Annotated in this window: 16 protein-coding genes; 7 read left to right on the top strand and 9 right to left on the bottom strand. The window is 72.9% G+C overall.

Going from position 1 to position 18,846, the window contains the following annotated elements; translation table 11 throughout:
- Positions 1-26: 26 nt before the first annotated feature.
- Together C1N80_RS04740 and C1N80_RS04735 are read left to right on the top strand one after the other, a co-directional pair.
- Positions 27-1,097, top strand: a complete 1,071-nt coding sequence (locus C1N80_RS04740) for an adenosine deaminase (RefSeq protein ID WP_137769726.1) — start codon at positions 27-29, stop codon at positions 1,095-1,097.
- 89 nt (positions 1,098-1,186) lie between these two features.
- Complete coding sequence (locus C1N80_RS04735; protein WP_240811235.1) at positions 1,187-3,364, top strand: potassium transporter Kup; 2,178 nt, start codon at positions 1,187-1,189, stop codon at positions 3,362-3,364.
- 49 nt (positions 3,365-3,413) lie between these two features.
- Here the strand turns inward: C1N80_RS04735 and C1N80_RS04730 are convergent, their stop codons facing one another.
- From C1N80_RS04730 to C1N80_RS04690, 9 genes are all read right to left on the bottom strand, one after another.
- On the bottom strand, positions 3,414-4,709 hold the full coding sequence (locus C1N80_RS04730; RefSeq protein WP_137769725.1) for a glycosyltransferase family 4 protein: 1,296 nt from the start codon (positions 4,707-4,709) through the stop codon (positions 3,414-3,416).
- Entirely contained in the window at positions 4,706-5,074 is a 369-nt protein-coding gene (locus C1N80_RS04725; RefSeq protein WP_240811281.1) for a PRC-barrel domain-containing protein, read from the bottom strand. Before C1N80_RS04725 ends, C1N80_RS04730 begins: the two co-directional genes overlap by 4 nt.
- A 95-nt stretch (positions 5,075-5,169) precedes the next feature.
- Entirely contained in the window at positions 5,170-6,063 is an 894-nt protein-coding gene (locus C1N80_RS04720; protein ID WP_137771650.1) for a TetR/AcrR family transcriptional regulator, read from the bottom strand.
- A gap of 2 nt (positions 6,064-6,065) precedes the next feature.
- Positions 6,066-7,175: an aspartate-semialdehyde dehydrogenase gene (locus C1N80_RS04715; protein WP_137769723.1), complete on the bottom strand. Its 1,110-nt coding sequence runs from the start codon at positions 7,173-7,175 to the stop codon at positions 6,066-6,068.
- On the bottom strand, positions 7,172-8,539 hold the full coding sequence (locus tag C1N80_RS04710) for an aspartate kinase (RefSeq protein ID WP_137769722.1): 1,368 nt from the start codon (positions 8,537-8,539) through the stop codon (positions 7,172-7,174). The genes C1N80_RS04715 and C1N80_RS04710 overlap by 4 nt, the downstream gene beginning before the upstream one ends.
- A gap of 204 nt (positions 8,540-8,743) precedes the next feature.
- On the bottom strand, positions 8,744-9,424 hold the full coding sequence (locus tag C1N80_RS15935; protein WP_137769721.1) for a metal-dependent transcriptional regulator: 681 nt from the start codon (positions 9,422-9,424) through the stop codon (positions 8,744-8,746).
- Between the two features lie 45 nt (positions 9,425-9,469).
- Positions 9,470-10,798 carry an Nramp family divalent metal transporter gene (locus tag C1N80_RS04700; RefSeq protein WP_137769720.1) on the bottom strand — a complete coding sequence of 443 codons (1,329 nt, stop codon included), beginning with the start codon at positions 10,796-10,798 and terminating at the stop codon, positions 9,470-9,472.
- A gap of 138 nt (positions 10,799-10,936) precedes the next feature.
- Positions 10,937-11,599: a DedA family protein gene (locus tag C1N80_RS04695; protein ID WP_137769719.1), complete on the bottom strand. Its 663-nt coding sequence runs from the start codon at positions 11,597-11,599 to the stop codon at positions 10,937-10,939.
- A 194-nt stretch (positions 11,600-11,793) separates the two neighbouring features.
- Positions 11,794-14,049 (bottom strand): NAD(+) synthase, encoded by a 2,256-nt coding sequence (locus C1N80_RS04690; protein ID WP_137769718.1) that lies wholly within the window; start codon positions 14,047-14,049, stop codon positions 11,794-11,796.
- 103 nt (positions 14,050-14,152) lie between these two features.
- Here C1N80_RS04690 and C1N80_RS04685 point away from each other — a divergent pair, with 103 nt between their 5' ends.
- The 5 genes from C1N80_RS04685 (at position 14,153) to C1N80_RS04665 (ending at position 18,815) form a co-directional block, all read left to right on the top strand.
- Positions 14,153-14,518 carry a metalloregulator ArsR/SmtB family transcription factor gene (locus C1N80_RS04685; protein WP_168198019.1) on the top strand — a complete coding sequence of 122 codons (366 nt, stop codon included), beginning with the start codon at positions 14,153-14,155 and terminating at the stop codon, positions 14,516-14,518.
- Positions 14,518-15,528 (top strand): cation diffusion facilitator family transporter, encoded by a 1,011-nt coding sequence (locus C1N80_RS04680; protein WP_370297276.1) that lies wholly within the window; start codon positions 14,518-14,520, stop codon positions 15,526-15,528. Before C1N80_RS04685 ends, C1N80_RS04680 begins: the two co-directional genes overlap by 1 nt.
- 117 nt (positions 15,529-15,645) lie before the next feature.
- Positions 15,646-16,509, top strand: coding sequence for a carbohydrate ABC transporter permease (locus C1N80_RS04675; RefSeq protein ID WP_137769716.1), 864 nt, complete (start codon positions 15,646-15,648; stop codon positions 16,507-16,509).
- Between the two features lie 11 nt (positions 16,510-16,520).
- Entirely contained in the window at positions 16,521-17,360 is an 840-nt protein-coding gene (locus tag C1N80_RS04670) for a carbohydrate ABC transporter permease (RefSeq protein ID WP_168198018.1), read from the top strand.
- 117 nt (positions 17,361-17,477) lie between these two features.
- Entirely contained in the window at positions 17,478-18,815 is a 1,338-nt protein-coding gene (locus tag C1N80_RS04665; protein ID WP_137769715.1) for an extracellular solute-binding protein, read from the top strand.
- Positions 18,816-18,846: the final 31 nt, after the last annotated feature.

The raw sequence follows: 18,846 nt of genomic DNA, 5'->3' as shown, positions 1-18,846 counted from the left end.
CCGCACCCCAGGATTCCGGAGTCACCATGCCGCTCACCCCCGCGCAGATCCGCTCGCTCCCCACGGCGGTCCTCCACGACCACCTCGACGGCGGCCTGCGCCCCTCGACCGTGCTCGAGCTGTGCGCGGAGCTCGGCATCGACCCGCCCGCCGCCACCGCGGGCGCCGTCGCCGACTGGTTCTTCGACGCCGCGGACTCCGGCTCCCTCCCCCGCTACCTCGCGACCTTCGACCGCACCATCGCGCTCATGCAGCGGCCCGAGGACCTCCGGCGCGTGGCCCGCGAGTTCGTCGAGGACATGGCGGCCGACGGCGCCTGCTACGCCGAGACCCGCTGGGCGCCCCACCAGCACCTCGAGGGCGGGCTCAGCCTCGCCGAGGCCGTCGACGCCGTCCAGGCGGGCCTCGAGGAGGGCATGGCGATCGCCGCCGAGGCCGGCCGCCCGATCCTCGCCGGCCAGCTCCTGTGCCACCTCCGCCACCTCCCGCCCACCGAGGAGCTCGTGCGCCTCGCCGCCGACCGCCGCGACGCCGGCGTGTGGGGCGTGGACCTCGCCGGCCCCGAGGCCGGCTTCCCCGCCTCCCGCTACGCGGGCCCCTTCGCCCTCGCCCACGAGCTCGGCGTGCACGTCACCATCCACGCCGGGGAGGCCGACGGCCCCGCCTCGATCGCCGGCGCCCTCGAGCAGGGCGCGGAGCGGATCGGCCACGGCGTGCGCCTCATCGAGGACCTCGGGGCCGACGGCGCCCGCGGCCCCGTCGCCGAGGAGGTCCACGCCCGGCAGATCTGCCTCGAGGTGTGCCCCAGCTCCAACCTGCAGACGGGCGCCGCCGCCTCCCTCGCCGCGCACCCCGCGGGGCGCCTCCTCGCCGGCGGCTTCGCCGTCGCCATCAGCAGCGACAACCGCCTCATGTCCCGCACCTGCACGAGCCGCGAGCTCGAGCTCCTCGCCGACGCCCACCGCTGGGAGCTCCCCGAGCTCGAGCGGATCACCGTCAGCGCGCTCGGCAACGGCTTCGCCCCCGCGGAGCAGCGCGAACGGATCCTCGAGGAGATCGTGCGGCCCGCCTACGCCGCCGCGCGCGACGCCGGCTGAGCACGCCGCCCGGGGCGGTGACGGAGCAGACAGTCCACCGCGCCGCCGGGGGCTTGCGCCGGGAGCGAACAGTGGCAGGATTGCCGCTCGTGTCGAAGCACGCCCAGGGCGCCTCCCCCGTCGGAGAACCCGCACCGACCCCGTCGGACCCCTCCTCGGAGCAGCCCACCCCGGCCCCCTCCCCCGCGCACCACGTCCACGGCGAGCACGCCGCCGGCGGCCGCGCCGCCCTGGCCGGCACCACGCTCTCCCACCTCCAGCCGCGCTCCGCCCCCGGGCACGACCACGACGCGCACACCCACCGCGGCCTCGGACCCGGCGGCACCCCGCGCGGCCACAAGCCGCTGCCGCTGCTCATGCTCGGCGCGCTCGGCGTCGTCTTCGGGGACATCGGCACGAGCCCCCTGTACTCCCTGCAGACGGTCTTCTCCACCCACCACAACGCCGTCGCCCCCACCGAGGGGGACGTGCTCGGCGTGATCTCCATGGTGCTGTGGTGCCTCATCATCATCGTCACCGTCAGCTACATCGGCCTCATCATGCGCGCCGACAACCAGGGCGAGGGCGGCATCCTCTCCCTCACCGCCCTGATCCTGCGCAAGCTCGACTCCGGCCACCGCCGCGAGATCGCCGTCGCCCTCGTGCTCGGCGTGATCGGCGCGAGCCTGTTCTACGGCGACTCCGTCATCACCCCCGCGATCTCCGTGCTCTCCGCCTTCGAGGGCATCGAGGTCACCGGCTCCGTGCCCAACGAGGTGATCATCCCCGGCGCCGTCATCGTCCTCACCGCGCTCTTCGCCGTGCAGCGCTGGGGCACCGGGCGGATCGGCGGCGCGTTCGGCCCGATCATGGTGCTCTGGTTCCTCACCCTCGCCGCGATGGGCCTGCCGCAGATCCTCGGCAACCCCGCGATCCTGCGCGCCGTCTCCCCGCACTACGCGCTCGCCTTCATGATCGACCGCCCGCTCGTCGCGTTCATCGCCATGGGCGCCGTGGTCCTCACCATCACCGGCGCGGAGGCGCTCTACGCCGACATGGGGCACTTCGGCCGACGCCCGATCTTCCTCGCCTGGACCTGCCTCGTGCTGCCCGCCCTCGCCATCAACTACTTCGGCCAGGGCGCGCTGATCCTCGCGGACCCGACCGCCGTCGTGAACCCCTTCTTCTCCCTCGTGCCGGACGCCCTGCGCCTCCCGCTCGTGGTGCTCGCCGCCGCCGCGACCGTCATCGCCTCCCAGGCCGTGATCTCCGGGGCCTTCTCCGTGTCCCGCCAGGCGACCCGGCTGTCCCTCCTGCCGCGCCTGAAGGTCACGCAGACCGACAAGGAGCACGGCGGTCAGATCTACATCGGCCGGATCAACACGCTGCTGTTCCTCGGCGTGCTCGCGCTCGTGCTGATCTTCCAGCACTCCTCGCGCCTCGCCGCCGCCTACGGCCTCGCCGTCACCGCGACGATCATCCTCGTGCTCGCGCTGTTCCTGCTGCTCGCCCTGCGCATCTGGCACTGGCCGCTGTGGCGCGTGGTGCTCATGGCCGTCATCGTGGGCGGCCTCGAGCTGGTGCTGCTCGCCGCGAACATCGTCAAGGTCCCCGCGGGCGGCTGGCTGCCGCTGCTCATCGCCGCCGTGCTGACGACGATCATGCTCACCTGGAAGAAGGGCTCGAAGCTGCTCTTCGGGCGCCGCCGCGCCATGGAGGGCCCGATCGACGAGTTCGTCGGCGGTCCCGCCCGCGAGGCCCGTCGCGTGCCCGGCCTCGCCGTCTACCCGCACGGCGACCCCACCACCGTGCCCCTCGCCCTGCGCACCAACGTCGCGATGAACCACGTCATCCACGAGCACGTCGTCATCGTGACGATGAAGCACCGCGGCGTGCCCCACGTGCACCGCGACGACCGCGTCTTCGTCGACGCCCTCGGCGACGAGTCCGACGGCATCGTCCACGTCTCGTATCAGGTGGGATTCCACGACAGCCAGGACGTCCCCGAGGCCCTGCGCACCGCCGTCGAGCAGCTCGGCCGGCCCCATGCGCCGGACGAGGTCGACTGCTCCACCTGCACCGCCCACGCCCCGGAGCTCGCCGTCGACCCCGAGCAGGCGGTCTACTTCCTCTCCGTGTTCCGCATCGAGCCGGGGGCCGACGACTCCCTTCCCCGCTGGCAGAAGGGGCTGTTCCGCATGCTCGAGCGGGCCTCCGCGAACCGCACCCAGGTGCTGCACCTCCCGCCCTCCCGCACCGTCGTGATGGGCGCCGAGACCGAGCTCTGACCGGCCGGGGTGGCCAGTCGGGCCAGCCGACGGGGCGGGGCCGGGCGGGTCAGGCGGGGCGGCGGGCGGTGACGCGGTCGAGGATCTGGAGGTAGCGCTCGGCGAGGAGGTCGTCGTCGGCGTTGGCGGCGACCCAGGCGCGGCCCGAGTCGCGGACGGCGACCAGCGAGCGGTCCGCGGCGAGGCGGCGCCACAGCGTGACCAGCGCGGCGGTGTCCTCCGGGGCGAGGACGTCCCCGGCCTCGGCCGCGCGCACGACGTCCGCCGCCTCGCCCGCGACGAGCGCGGTGATGTGGCGGCCGGTGGCGAGCAGCTCGTAGAGCTTCGAGGGGATCGTCCAGGCGAAGGGCTCCCAGTCGCGCAGGGAGACGACGACCGTGTCCGCCCAGCGGTACTGCTCCCCCACCTCGTGGTGGCCGATGCGCGGCAGCACCTCGACGGGGGCGCCGAGCTCCGCGGCGAGCAGGGTCAGCCGCCGTGCCTCGACGCCGTGGCCGATCATCCGCACGCGCAGCGGCACGCCCTCCTCGCGGAGCACGAGCGCGGCGCGCACGAGGGTCTCGAGGCCCTGCGAGCGGCCCATGTTGCCGAGGTACAGCACCCGCAGCTCCGGATGGTCGCCCTCGGGGTGGTCCGTCATGCGGGGCACCCGGGCGAGGTTCGTGCCGTTGCGCACCACCTCGCTGTCCTCCACGCCCCGCTCGCGGAGGACGTCCGCGAAGCGGGAGGTGGTCGTGACGACGACGGCGGCCTGCCGCTGCCACAGGGTCACCCCGCGGTGCACGCGCCCCTTGGCCCGCGCGACCCCCCAGCCGACGATCTCCCGCGTCGTGCCCGGGTCCGGGGAGTGGGCGACGTCCTCGGGCAGCGCCGCCTTGGGCCCCACATGGGTGACGAGGTCGGGCCAGGCGTCGCGCATCTCGGCGACGAGCGGGACCTTCCACTTCGCGGCGAGCATGCGGCCCACCATGAGGGTGGGGATCGCGGGCGCCGTCGCGATGACGACGTCGGGGCGGTCCCCGGGGCGGCGGAACCGGTCCAGGGACCGGCGCAGGGTGTCCCCCGCGGTGACGAGGTGGTCGGCGGTGCGGGAGGCGATGTCCGCCCCGTGGAGCAGGTAGGCGGTGCGCACCACGGTCTCGCCGTGCGCGCCGCGCTCGACGGCGCCCACGCGATGGGCGCGGCGCTGCTCCGGCGTGGGCCGGCCGTCCGGGTAGTGCGGGACGGGGGCCATCACGGTGACCTCGTGGCCGGCCGCGAGGAAGCGCTCCACGAGCGCGCCCCATCGGCGCTGCGGGGCCCCGAACTCCGGGCCGTAGTAGTGGCTGAGCAGCAGGATCCTCATCCCTGCGGTGCCTCCTCGGAGCCGGTGGGCAGGAGGGCGAGCTCGGCGCGGCGCAGATCCTCCGGGGAGAGGTGCCCCGTGGCGGGCGGCTCCTCCGCGGCGCGCGCGGAGCGGGCGGGGACGCTCAGGCGGATCGGCGCCGTGTGCTCGTACTCGCCGGAGTGCGGCCGCAGCGTCTCCTCGAGGACGACGGCGGCGGGCACGAGCACGGTCGTCGTGGACAGGCGCCCGCGGGTCACGCCGAGCGCGGCGATCGAGCGGTCGCGGTCCATGAGGTACACATCGCGCACCCGGCCCACGGCGGCTCCGTCGGAGCCGACGACGTCGACCCCGCTGAGGGAGGCCGCCTCCGCGGCCGTCAGCATCACGCTGCCCATCGTGTCCTGTCCTCCCGGTGGGCGCCGAGGAGCACCGGGACCGGATGGTCGGGCACGACACGACGCAGCGGCCCCACTGATGGTCAGCCGTTCAGGAAGTGTTGCACAAAGGTGCGGACATCCTCCACCGGTTCGCCGCCGGATGAGGACTGCAGCGCCCGCACGGACCTCTCCCGCACAGCGAGGCTCAGGAGCAGCGAGAACACGGCGCGGGACAGGAACACCGGATCTGTGCCGGGCGTCAGCAGGCCGCGCTCCGCGTAGGCGGCGAGGACCTGCTTGAGGATGTGCTCGTGCACGAGGCGCAGCCGCGACATGCGGTAGCGACCTGGGTGCTCGGGGTCCACGATCTCCGCGCTCAACGTCGCGATGAGCGTGATCGGCGGGCGACCCGGGTGCCACGGTCCCGCGAGCGCGGCGAGCAGCTGGGCCGGTGAGGTGGACAGTGCCTCCACCGAGTCGAGCAGGCCCTGGGCATGCGCCTCGAGCCGGTCGATCACGGCGTCCAGGAGGGCGGACTTCGAGGAGAAGTGGTGCAGCATCCCCGGGTGGGAGATGGCCGCACTGCGGGAGATCTCCCGCAGGCTCGAGCCGTGGTAACCGCGCTCCGCGAAGAGCACTGAGGCGCCGTCGAGGATCTGCTCGCGGCGGGCGGCGCCCTGGGCGGTCTCGGCCGTGGCCTTCGCCTCGGGCTCTTCCGCCGCAGGATCGAGCGACGCGACGGTCTTCACGGCGGGGCCGTGCTCGTCACCCGCGGCGTCGGAGTCGACGGCGGCGTCGTCGGCCTCGGTGCGCGGGGCCTCCTGCACGGCGGCGTCGAGCGAGTCGAGCGAGCGGACCGCGTCCCACAGGGGGCCCGGGGCCACGGCGGCCGCGGTCGAGCGGGCGTCGGGGGACTCCTCGCCGGCGCGGTCGGAGAGGCTCAGCGCGAGCGGCGCCGGACCCTGCCCGGACACGCCGCCCTCGGGGCTCAGCATCTTCACGCCTCCGCGCCTGCCACGAGCAGCTCCGCGATCTGCACGGCGTTCAGCGCCGCGCCCTTGCGCAGGTTGTCCGCGACGGCGAAGAGCACGAGGCCCTTGCCGTCGGGCACGGACTGGTCCTGGCGGATCCGGCCCACGAAGGTGCCGTCCTTGCCGGCCGCGTCGAGCGGGGTGGGGACGTCCACGACGGTCACGCCGTCCGCCTGCTCGAGCAGCTCACGGGCGCGCTCCGGCGTGATCGGCCGATCGAACTCGGCGTGGATCGCGAGGGAGTGCCCGGACATGACGGGCACGCGCACGCAGGTGCCGGCGACGGCGAGGTCCGGCAGGCCCAGGATCTTGCGGGACTCGTGGCGCAGCTTCTGCTCCTCGTCGGTCTCGCCGGAGCCGTCGTCCACGAAGTTCCCGGCGTGGGCGAGCACGTTGAAGGCGATCGGCGCGGCGTAGACGCCCGGCTCGCCGAGGTCCACGGCGCTGCCGTCGAGGGCGAGCTCCTCCATCGAGTCGGCGCCCGCGCGCACCTGCTCCGCGAGCTCCTTCACGCCGGCGACGCCGGAGCCGGAGACCGCCTGGTAGGTGGCGACCTTGAGGCGGGTCAGGCCCGCCTCGGCGTGCAGCGCGCGCAGCGTGGGCATCGCGGCCATCGTGGTGCAGTTCGGGTTCGCGATGATGCCCTTGGGACGCTCGGCGGCGGCCTCCGGGTTCACCTCGGAGACCACGAGCGGCACCTCCGGGTCGCGGCGCCAGGCCGAGGAGTTGTCGACGACCACGGCGCCCGCCGCCGCGAAGCGCGGGGCGAGGGCCTTCGAGGTGGAGCCGCCGGCGGAGAATACGGCGACGTCGATCCCGCGGCCCTCGGAGGTGAGGTCCGCGGTCTCTGCGTCCTCGACGACGATCTCGAGGCCCGCGTAGCGCACGGTGCTGCCGGCGGAGCGGGCGCTCGCGAAGGCGCGCACCGCGGAATGGGCGACGGCGCGCTCGGCGAGCAGCGCGAGCATCACGCGGCCCACCTGGCCGGTCGCGCCGACGACGGCGATCACGGGGCCGCCCTCGACGTAGCCGGGGGTGCCGCTGAAGTCGACGGTGCTGGTGGTGCCGGTGCTCATCGTCCCGTTCCTCCGTAGACGACGGCCTCGGTCTGCTCGGCGTCCAGGCCGAAGGCCGTGTGGATCGCGCGGACGGCGGCCTCGAGGTCGCTCTGTGCGGTGACGACGGAGATGCGGATCTCCGAGGTCGAGATCATGTCGATGTTGATGCCCGCCTCGCCGAGCGAGCGGAACAGCAGCGCGGAGACGCCCGGGTGGGACTTCATGCCCGCGCCGATCAGGGACACCTTGCCGATCTGGTCGTTGTAGCGCACCTCCTTGTAGCCGATCGCCTCGTGCGCCTTCTCGATCGCGGCGAGGGCGGCGGGGGCGTCGGACTCCGGGAGGGTCAGCGAGATCGCGACCGTGTCATCGGTCGTCGAGGTGTTCTGCACGATCATGTCGATGTTCGCGCCGGAGTCGGCGACGACGTCGAACAGGAGCGCGGCGCGGCCGGGGACGTCCGGCACCTCGACGACGGTGATCTTGCCCTCGCTGCGGTCATGGGCGACGCCGGAGATGATCGGGGCCTCGAGGCCGGGGTCAGCGTGCTCGTCCACGGGGAGCTCCTTCGTGGGATCGGCCGCGTCGCGACGGGCGACGTCGGCGGCGGGGATGGTGACGGTCGGGTCGACGGGGACCACGCGGGTGGGATCGTCGGTGACGATCGTGCCCAGGCGGCCCGAGTAGGAGCTGCGCACGTGCAGCGGTACCCCGTAGCGGCGCGCGTACTCGACGCTGCGCACCATGAGGATCTTCGCGCCGTTCGCGGCCATGTCCAGCATCTCCTCGCAGGTGATGAGCGGGACGCGGCGGGCGGAGGGGACGATCCGGGGGTCTGCGGTGAACACGCCGTCCACGTCGGAGTAGATCTCGCAGACGTCCGCCTCGAGGGCGGCGGCGAGGGCGACGGCGGTCGTGTCCGAGCCGCCGCGGCCCAGGGTGGTGATGTCCTTGGTGCTCGCGGAGACGCCCTGGAAGCCGGCGACGATCGCGACGGCGCCCTCCTCCAGCGCGGTGCGCACGCGGCCCGGCGTCACCTTGAGGATGTGGGCGCGGCCGTGCTCGCCGTCCGTGATGAGGCCGGCCTGGGAGCCGGTGTAGGCGCGCGCCTCGACGCCGACGGCGTTCAGCGCCATCGACAGCACGGCCATGGAGATCCGCTCGCCGGCGGTGAGCAGCATGTCGAGCTCGCGGGGCGGCGGGGCGTCGGTGATCTGCTCGGCGAGGTCGATGAGCTCGTCCGTCGTGTCGCCCATCGCGGAGACGACGACGACCACCTGGTGCCCGGCCTTCGCGTACAGGGAGATGCGCTCGGCGACGCGCTTGATCGACGCGGCATCGGCCACGGACGATCCCCCGTACTTCTGGACGACCAGGCTCATCTGACGGACTCCTCGGGTTCGGGCGGCGCCCCGGGGGCGCGCCGCTCGGTCGGTGCGGCGGATAGCGTCGCACGGCGCGCGACGCCCCCTCGACCGTCCGTTCGGGACTGGACAGGGGCCGGTCCACATTGTATGGACGATGCGCCCTGCGCGCCGTGACGTCCGTCGCGACGCCGATCCCGGACGGGGGTGGTGACGGACGGCTCAGCCGACCACGGGGACGACGAGGGTCGCCCCCGCGAGCTCGGCGCCCACCTCGAGCGGCGCACCGCCCGGCGCCCGCACCGCGCGCGTGCCGTCCGGGCCGCCGCCGGGCCCGATCTCGAGCTCAGCACCGGGGACGACGCCCAGCTCCCGCGCCCGCTGGAGCACGGCCGGATCCGCGTCGCTCACCCGCAGCACCCGGTACGCGCCCGCGGCCTGCACGGCGGCGAGGGTCAGGGCGTCCTCGGGATGGGAGGAGCGGTGCCCGGCATCCGGGATCGGGTCGCCGTGGGGATCCGCCGTCGGATGGCCCAGCGCCTCGTCGATGCGGGTCACGAAATCGTCGCTCACGGCGTGCTCGAGGCGCTCGGCTTCGTCGTGCACCTCGTGCCAGCCGTAGCCGAGCTTCTCGACGAGATAGGTCTCCAGCAGGCGGTGCCGGCGCACCATGGCGACCGCGCAGCGCAGCCCCACCTCGGTGAGGGCGACCGGCTTGTAGGGGACGCGCTCGACGAGGCCCTGCGCGTCGAGGCGCTTGAGGGTCTCGGTGACGTTGGCGGCGCTCGTGCCGAAGTGCTCGGCGAGATCGCCGGTGGTCATCGGGTCCGCGCCCCACTCGGTGCGGGTCCAGATCACCTTGAGGTAGTCCTGGGCCACGGGGCTCAGCTGGTCCGGATGCACCCCGGCATCGTAGCCGGGGCGCCGGCGAGCGGGGACGGCACGGGCTCAGGCCCCGCCCGCGCCGAGCACCACGAGCGCGACGTTCAGGGCGACGATCAGCGCGACGACCACCCAGGCGATGATCGCGAGCGGCAGCGGGTTCGCCCGCTCGCCCAGCAGGGAGCGGCGCGAGGTGAGCACCACCAGCGGGATCAGCGCGAAGGGCAGGCAGAGGCTCAGCACGACCTGGCTCATGACGAGCGCGCCGGTGGGCTCGGCGCCCGCGGCGAGGACGAGCAGCGCGGGGATCAGGGTGAGGGCGCGGCCCAGCATGAGCGGCACGCGCACCTTCAGCAGGCCGCGGATGATCTCCGCCCCGGCGTACGCGCCCACCGAGGAGGAGGCGAGGCCGGAGGCGAGCAGGCCGATGCCGAACAGCACGCCGATCACGGGGCCCTGCGCGGCGGCTATCGCGGCATGGGCGCCCTCGATCGTGTCCGTCCCGGGGATGCCGGGGAGGGCCTCCGCGGCGAGGACGAGCATCGCGATGTTCACGAGCCCCGCGACGCACAGCGAGAGGACCACGTCGAGCCGGGCGCCGCGCAGCAGCAGCCCCACCCGCTGCGGGGACCCGCCGCCGCCGTGGCGGTCGCGCACGAGGCCCGAGTGCAGGTAGATCGCGTGGGGCATGACGGTCGCGCCGAGCATGGAGGCGGCGAGGAGCACGGTGCCGGGGCCGTCGAAGCGGGGCACGAGGCCGGAGGCGACGGCAGCGGGCTCCGGCGGGTCGACGACGAGGCCCGCGAGGAAGCCGACGGTGATCACGGCGAGCAGGCCGATGACGACCGCCTCGAAGGGGCGCTGCCCGCGCCGGGACTGCACGGCGAGCAGGGACAGGGAGACGAGGCCGACGATGACGCCGCCCAGCAGCAGCGGCAGGTCGAAGAGGATGTGCAGGGCGATCGCACCGCCCACGACCTCGGCGACGTCGGTCGCGATGGCCATGGCGGCGGCCTGCGCGAAGTAGAGCAGGCGGGCGCGGCGGCCCAGGGAGGCACCGAGCAGCTGCGGGAGGGTGCGGCCGGTGACGGCGCCGAGCTTCGCGGAGAGGTACTGCACGAGCATCGCCATGAGGTTCGCGGCGACGAGCACCCACAGCAGGAGGTAGCCGTGGCGGGCGCCCGCGGTGATGTTGGCGGCGATGTTGCCGGGGTCCACGTAGGCGATCGCGGCGACGAAGGCGGGGCCCAGCAGGCGCAGGACATGACCCCGTCGCGGCGCGGCGGCCGCACCGTCGGCGGGACCGACGGCGGCGGTCGCGGGGGCAGGCTCGACCGGGCGCGCGGCCCTCTCGACGGGGGCGGCGGGCGCGGGGGTGCGGGTCTCGTCGGCCATGCGGTTTAACGTACCTTAAACCTCTCCCGGGCGGGAGTCGCGACACGGCGCAGAACGCCCGCCCGGCGCAGGGCCGGACGGGCGTGGTGGTCGAGCGGACGTGCGGGGCTCAGCCCCGCCGGTGCGCGTGATGCGCGCTCAGAGCGCGGCGTCCTCGCGCTCCGCCTCGAGCTCCTCGGGCATGCGGGAGGCGCGCATCCTGCGGCGCAGCGCCTCGAGCGCCATCGGCAGCACGGAGACCGCGACGAGCAGCAGCACGGCCGCCTCGAGGTGGTCGCGGATCAGCGCCACGCCGCCCAGGCCGTAGCCGAGCATCGTGATCAGCACGACCCACAGCACGGCGCCCACCGCGGACCACGTGTAGAACACGCGGCGCGGCATCTGGCCCACGCCCGCGACGACCGTGATGAAGGTGCGCACGATCGGCACGAAGCGGCCCAGCACGAGGGCGCGGCGGCCGTAGCGCTCGAAGAACTCGATGGTCTGGTCGAAGTACTTGCGCTTGAGGAAGCGGCCGTCGCGCTCGTAGAGCGAATGGCCCACCCCGCGGCCGATCTCGTAGCCCACCACGTTGCCGGCGAAGGCGGCGACGATCAGGGTGATCAGCGAGATGCCCAGCGGCGTCGTGAGCTCCCCGCCGTGGGAGAACATGCCGATCGCGAAGAGCAGCGAGTCGCCCGGAAGGATCGGGAAGAACAGCCCGCACTCGATGAAGACGATGAGGTGCGCGACCCACCAGAAGGCGGTCCCGAACTGCGCGAGCAGCTGGGCGGGGTCCATCAGCATGTGGATCAGATCCATGGGGGCGTGGCCTTCGTTCGACGGGACGGGCGACGGGCGCGGGCGCCTGCCGGGCACGTCGGGTCGCGCCCTTCTCATCATCGCCCGGCGATCCCGATTCTGCGAGGACGCGTGGTGCAGACATCATGCGAGGCCTGTGGAGGTGCTGTGCGCGCGGGGCCGACGGGCCGCCGTCGGCCCCGCGCACGTCCGGATCAGGCGCCCGGGACGTCCCGCTCGATCTCCGCGAGCCACGCCTTCGAGGCGGCGTCCGAGGGCATCCGCCAGTCCCCGCGCGGCGAGAGCGATCCGCCCGCGAGGACCTTCGGCGCGTTGGGCAGGGCGGAGCGCTTGAACTGGTTGGAGAAGAAGCGCCTCGTGAACACCGTGAGCCAGTGCTTGATCTCCTCGCGGGAGTAGGCGCGATGGTCCTCCGCCTTGTAGCCCGCGGGCCACTCCCCTGCCTCCTGGTCGCCCCAGGCCTGATGGGCGAGGTAGGCGATCTTGCCGGGGCCGTAGCCGCGGCGCAGCACGTGGTAGAGCGTGAAGTCGTGCAGCGCGTAGGGGCCGATGGAGTCCTCCGTGGACTGCGCCTTCTCCCCCGCCTTGGTGGGGATGAGCTCCGGGGAGATCTCGGTGTCGAGCACCGCCTGGAGCACGTCGGCCGTCGAGGAGTCGAACAGCCCTTCCGCGATCACCCAGCGGATGAGGTGCTGGATGAGGGTCTTCGGGACGCCGGCGTTCACGCCGTAGTGGGACATGTGGTCGCCCACCCCGTAGGTGCACCAGCCGAGCGCGAGCTCGGAGAGGTCACCGGTGCCCACGACGATGCCGCCGTGATGATTGGCGAGGCGGAACAGGTAGTCGTAGCGCATGCCGGCCTGGACGTTCTCGAAGGTCACGTCGTAGACCTCCTCGCCCGCGCCGAAGGGGTGGCCCATGTCCTTCAGCATCTGCGTGGAGGCGGGGCGGATGTCGATCGTCTCGAAGGTCGCGCCGATCGCCGTGGAGAGCAGCTCCGCGTTCGAGCGGGTGTGCTCCGTCGTCGCGAAGCCCGGCATCGTGTAGGCGAGGATCTCGGAGCGGTCCCGGCCCAGGCGGTCCATGGCCTGCGCGCACACGATCAGCGCATGCGTGGAGTCGAGGCCGCCGGAGACGCCGATGACGGGCCGTGCGCCGCCGGGCTTGTCCCCGCCGATCGCGCTGAGCCGGCGCACGAGCCCCGCGACCTGGATGTTGTACGCCTCGTAGCAGTCCTGGGCGAGGCGGGCCGGGTCGTCGGGCACGAAGGGGAAGCGGTCCTGGTGGCGGCGCAGCGGGCCGGTCGCGGGCCGCGGGCCCGGCTCCCAGGCCCCCTCGGGGAAGACGCCCCCGGTGAGCGGGGCGTACGCGAACCAGCCCTGTCCATGGCCGCCCTCGACCTCGGCATCGTCGTCGGCGTCGGCCTCCTCGAGGTCACCCTCGAACGGGCCGAAGAGACGCACCTCGGGCCAGGTCGTGAACGTCTCGATCACCCCGGCATGCGTGCGGCGGTTGTCGTCGAAGGTGTTCTGGCGCCGACGCTCCGCGACGATCCGGTCGAGGTCGACGTCCACGATCGTGTGCCGCACGCCCTGCGGGAAGCGCTCGGACTCCCCCAGCAGGTCACCGCACTCGTAGACGAAGGTCTGGCCGTCCCAGGCGAGGTCGGTCGTCGACTCCCCCTCGCCCGCGGCTGCGTAGACGTACGCCGCCTGGCAGCGGGCGGAGGCGGAGCGGGCGAGCAGCTTGCGGTCCTCGGCGCGGCCGATCGTGATCGGCGAGCCCGAGAGGTTCACGAGCAGGGTCGCGCCGGCGAGCGCGGCCTGGGCCGAGGGCGGCACAGGCACCCACATGTCCTCACAGATCTCGACGTACAGGCGCAGACCCGGGACGTCCTCGACGGTGATGATGCCGTGCGGGGTGAGCGCGTGCTCGGTGCCGCCCAGGCGGACGGTCTCCCCCTCGGCGTCGTCCCCCGGCGCGAACCAGCGGCGCTCGTAGAACTCGCGGTAGGTGGGGAGGTTCTGCTTCGGGGAGATGCCGAGGACCTCGCCGCGGTGGATCGTCACGGCGCAGTTGAAGATCCGCGAGCGGTCCCGGGCGCGCAGCGGCACCCCGACCACGATGATCGGGAACAGCTCACGGCTCGCCTCGAGCAGCGTGAGCACGGCCCGCTCCGCGGCGTCCAGCAGCGGCTCCTGCAGCACGAGGTCGTCGAGCGAGTAGCCGGTGAGCGAGAGCTCGGGGAACACGGCGACGCCCACCTGCTGCTCGTGCAGGTCGCGCAGCACCTCGAGGTGGCGCTCGGCGTTGGTCGCCGGATCCGCGAGGGCGACCGGGAGGGTCACCGCGGCCACGCGCACGAAGCCGTGGTCGTAGATGCTCGCGTGGGGATCGCGGGCCCCGTCGGGCTCGGCGTCGGGGACCTCGATGGCGGGCACAGCACTCATGCGCCCGAGCGTAATGGACCTGCGGTGCTGCTGGACGGCGTCGTCGCCCCATGCGCGACGCTCGACTCTCGACGCTCGCGACGCTTTGTGCAATCATCTGCGCATGAACGCAGACAAGAAGATGTGCGGACTGGATCCGCAGAGCCCGTACGTCGAGCTCGCCGTGGAGGTCTTCGGGCTGCTCGCGGACGCCACCCGCGTGCGGATCATCCTCGCCCTGCGCGAGCAGGACGAGCTCTCCGTCAACCATCTGGCGGAACTGTTGGAGAAGTCCCCCGCCGCGGTCTCCCAGCACCTGGCGAAGCTGCGCATGGCCCGGATCGTCGCGACCCGGCAGCAGGGACAGCGGGTGTTCTACCGGCTCGAGAACGAGCACGCCTCCCAGCTCGTCTCCGACGCGATCTTCCAGGCCGAGCACTCCGTCGCCGGCGGCCGCACGCCCGCGCACCACCACGAGGAGGAGGCGTGATCGCGCAGCCCCACGAGCACGAGCACGGGCACGGGCACGGGCACGACCACGGCGAGCACGGCCACTCCCACCCGACCGGGCTCAAGGGCGTGCTGTACGGGATCTTCGTCCCACACTCCCACGACGCCGCCGACTCGATCGACGACGCGATGGAAGCCCATTCCGAGGGCATCCGAGCGCTCAAGATCAGCCTCGTGCTCATGCTCGCCACGACCGTCGTGCAGGCGGTCATCGTCGCGTTCTCCGGCTCGGTCGCGCTCCTCGCCGACACGATCCACAACCTCTCCGACGCCCTCACCGCCGTCCCGCTGTGGATCGCGTTCGTCCTGTCCCGCCGGGTCGCCACCCGGAAGTTCACCTACGGGTACAACCGCGCCGAGGACCTCGCCGGCCTCTTCATCGTCCTCATGATCGCGCTGTCCGCGGTCATCGCGGCCTACGAGGCCATCGACCGCATGATCACACCGAGGCCGATGGAGAACGTCGGCCTCGTGATCGCTGCCGGCATCGTCGGGTTCCTCGGCAACGAGGCGGTCGCGGAGTACCGGATCCGTGTGGGCCGCAGGATCGGCTCCGCCGCGCTGGTCGCCGACGGGGTGCACGCCCGCACCGACGGCTTCACCTCGCTCGCCGTGGTCGCGGGCAGCGTGGGTGTGCTGCTCGGATTCCCGCTCGCGGACCCGATCATCGGCCTGCTGATCTCCGCGATGATCGCCGTGCTGCTCATCGGTACGGTGCGCTCCGTCGGCCTCCGCCTCATGGACGGCATCGAGCCCGAGATCGTGGACCGCGCCGAGCACGCCCTCGCCCATGCCCCCGGCGTGACGTCGGTGGAGCGCGTGCGACTGCGCTGGGTCGGGCACCGCCTGCACGGGGACGCGGTCGTCCGCACCTCCGCGACGACGCTCGAGGCGGCGGACCGCCTCGCCGCGGAGGCCGAGGCCTCGGTGCAGGGGCACATGCCCAACGTCGACGAGATGGTCGTGCGCGTCGCCCGCGTCGCGCCCTGACAGGATGACTCCGCTCGGTCTCCCCGGCCCCGCCGGGGGGGACCGGCGCCCGTCGGCCCTGCTGGGATACGTTGTGGCGGTGAGAACCCGGACCGTGAGCGCCCCCGCGAGGGCCCGATGAGACCGCGCCGCTCCCTGCTGGGCTGGATGCTCGTGGCGCCCGCGACGATCGGCGTGGCCTGTTTCCTGATCCTGCCCGTGCTGCTCGCGCTCGGCGTCTCCTTCTTCGACTGGGACCTGCTGGGCACCCGCGACTTCGTGGGGCTCGAGAACTACCGCTCCCTGCTGGCCGACGGCGCGCTCCTGAACTCCCTGCTGGTCACGGCCGTGTTCACGCTTCTCTCGGTACCGCTGTCCCTCGCGCTGGGGCTGATCCTCGCGACCCAGCTCGTGCGCGCGCTGCCCGGCTCCGCCGTGGTGCGGGTGATCGTCGTGATCCCGTGGGTGTGCGCGCCGCTCGCGCTCGGCGTCGTCTGGACCTGGATCTTCCAGCCCTCCACGGGCGCGCTGAACACGCTGCTCGGCATCCGCGTCGAATGGCTCACCGACCCGACGCTCGCGCTGCCCGCGGTCGCCTTCGTCGCGATCTGGCAGAACGTCGGCTACATCAGCCTGTTCTTCCAGGCGGGCCTGGGCCGGATCCCCGACTCGATCTACGAGGCCGCGCGGCTCGACGGCGCCGGTCCGTTCCAGACGCTCCGGCACATGACGATCCCGCTGCTGCGCCCCACCACCTTCTTCCTCGCGATCACCCAGGTCGTCGCGAGCTTCCAGGTGTTCGACATGGTCTACGCGCTCACCGGCGGCGGCCCCCGGCACCGCACCGAGGTCATCGCCTCCCTCGTCTACCACGAGGCGTTCCAGAACTCCCACCTGGGCCGCGCGAGCGCCGTCGCCGTCATCCTGTTCCTCCTCCTCGTGGTGATCACGGTGGTCCAGCAGCGCTGGTTCTCCTCCCGCATCACCTACGACATGAGCTGAGCGGAAGCCCCGTGAAGAAGAACCTCGCCCGCCGCGCGCTCGGCCACGGCGCCACCTATCTGGTGCTGCTCGCCGCGGCCCTGCTCACGCTCGCCCCGTTCACGGTCTCCGTGCTCACCTCGCTCACCTCGCCGCGCCAGCTCGCCCAGCAGGGTCCCCTGCACCTGCCCGCCCCGCCCACGCTCGAGAGCTTCTCGACGCTGCTCTCCTCGGTGGACGGCTTCGTCACCCCGGTGGCGGTGACCGTGCAGATGGTCGCCGTGATCCTCGTGGGGCAGATCGTGTTCTCGGTGCTCGCCGCCTACGCCTTCGCGCACCTCCGCTTCCCCGGCCGCGACCTGCTGTTCTGGGTGTTCGTGGCGACGCTCATGGTGCCGCAGGTGGTCGTCGTGGTGCCGCTGTACCTGATGCTCAGCGAGGCGGGGCTGCGCAACACCTTCTGGGCGCTCGTGCTGCCCTTCGTGCTCGGCTCGCCCTACGCGATCTTCCTGCTGCGCGAGAACTTCCGGCAGATGCCGAGCGAGCTCATGGACGCCATGCGCATCGACGGCGCCGGCACCCTGCGCCTGCTGTGGAACCTCGTGGTGCCGCTGAACCGGCCGATCATCGTCACGCTCGTGCTGATCACGGTCGTCACCCACTGGAACAGCTTCATGTGGCCGATGGTCATCACCTCCGGCCCCGAGTGGCGCACGATCACCGTCGCGACCTCGGCGCTGCAGTCGCAGTACTCGAGCAACTGGACGCTCGTCATGGCCGGGACGACCCTCGCGATGCTCCCGCTCATGCTGCTGATGATCGTCTTCCAGAAGCAGATCACCCGCTCCGTGGGCGGCACCGGGCTGCGCTGAACCCTCCCGGGCGCCTCGCCCGTTCACACCCGCCCCGGCCGGGGGCGAGGCGACCATAATGGACAGGAGCCTCCCCGCGGTCCCCGTGGCCGCCTCCGTCGGACGAAGGAATCCCCCGTGAAGCGTCGCAGCCTCCTCACCTCCCTCGCCGTGACCGGCACCGTCGGTGCCCTCGCGGCCTGCTCGCCGTCCTCCTCCGGCGGCGGTTCCGGATCCGGGTCCGACGGCGGCGGCGACGGGAAGACCCTCACCTTCCGCCTCTGGGACGAGACCGCGGTGGACGCCTACACCGAGTCCTTCGCCGCCTTCGAGAAGGAGTCCGGCTGGACGGTCTCGATCGATCTCGTGCCGTGGGCCGACTACTGGACCCGCCTGCCGCTGGACGTCGCGAGCGGCGACGCGGCGGACGTCTACTGGATGAACTCCGCCAACTACGTGCTCTACAAGGACTCCGGCGACCTGCTCGACATCACCGACGTCGTCACCGAGGGCCGTGACAGGTGGGAGAAGGCGGTGGTGGACCTCTACACGCGCGACGGCGGCCTGTGGGGCGTGCCGCAGCTGTGGGACTCGATCGCCCTGTTCAGCAACTCCGACCTGCTCGAGAAGGCCGGCGTCGATCCCACGACGCTGAGCTTCGACCCGGCCGCGGACTCCGACCCGCTGCGCGAGGCCGGCCGCGCCCTCACCCTCGACAAGGCCGGCAAGCACCCCGGCGACGACGGCTTCGACGCGGACTCCCGCACCCAGTTCGGCGTGAACTCGCAGGCGGACCGGCAGGCGATCATCGGCCCGATGCTCGCCGCGAACGGCGCCCAGTGGCAGAAGGACGACGAGTACGTCTTCGCCTCGGAGCAGGGCATCGCCGCCTTCGACTACATGCAGGGCCTGGTCAACGACGCGCAGATCGCCCCCAGCGCCGCGGACACCAACGCGAACGGCGACGTCTCCCGGGACCTGTTCACGCAGGGCAAGCTCGCCCTGTTCCAGTCAGGCCCGTACAGCCTGAAGACGGTCTTCGAGGGCGTCGGCGACTCCTTCTCCTGGATCCTCTCCGCCCCGGTCGCCGGCCCCGAGGGCCCGAAGTCGCTCGTGCACGGCGTGGTCGCCGTCGGCAACGCGAAGGCCGACGACGCGAAGCAGGAGGGCATCGCGAAGCTGCTCACCTGGCTGGGCTCCGCGGAGGGCCAGAAGCCGATCGGCGCGCAGGGCGTCGCCTTCCCCGCCCACCAGGACGCGCAGGGCGAGTTCGTGGACTACTGGGACGGCCAGGGCGTGGACGTCAGCCCCTTCGTCGAGGCGGCGAAGGACGCCGCCGAGGCGGACACCGGCGCCAAGGCCAACGCGGGCCTCGAGGCCGCGATGCCGATCTTCCAGGAGATCTTCATCGGCCGCACCACCGCGGCCGAGGGCGTGCCGCAGGCCCAGGAGGAGGGCAACGCGGCGATGGCCTGATCCCTCCACCGGATCCGCCCGCCCGTTCGGG

Source organism: Brachybacterium sp. SGAir0954 (assembly GCF_005490785.1).
In the GTDB taxonomy this organism is placed as follows: Bacteria; Actinomycetota; Actinomycetes; order Actinomycetales; family Dermabacteraceae; genus Brachybacterium; species Brachybacterium rhamnosum.
This window is presented reverse-complemented; position numbering and strand designations above follow the sequence as displayed.